This is a genomic window from Phosphitispora fastidiosa (assembly GCF_019008365.1).
Classification (GTDB): domain Bacteria; phylum Bacillota; class Thermincolia; order Thermincolales; family UBA2595; genus Phosphitispora; species Phosphitispora fastidiosa.
The window spans coordinates 1-268 of record NZ_JAHHUL010000134.1 but is presented as its reverse complement, the minus strand read 5'-3'; the positions used below and the strand labels follow the sequence as shown (position 1 = coordinate 268).

At 63.4% G+C, this 268-nt stretch carries 1 protein-coding gene; it reads left to right on the top strand.

Annotated elements, in window-relative coordinates:
* On the top strand, positions 1-268 hold a 268-nt coding region (locus Ga0451573_RS19245), incomplete at both ends, for a MotA/TolQ/ExbB proton channel family protein (protein ID WP_231685804.1).

The window sequence follows — 268 nt, the reverse complement described above, 5'->3', positions numbered from 1 at the left end:
GTGAAATGCGTCATGCTTGGCCTGTTGTCCTGCTCGGTCTGGGTCTGGGCCATCGCGATCGACAAGATCTTCCTCTACGCCCGGACCCGCCGCTCGATGGACCGGTTTGAGCAAGCGTTCTGGTCAGGCGAGTCGATCGAGGAGCTCTATCGCACGCTCTCCGCCAAGCCGACCCATTCCATGGCGGCCTGCTTCGTCGCCGCGATGCGCGAATGGAAGCGCTCGTTCGAGAGCCATGCGCGCTCGGTCGCAGGACTCCAGATGCGGA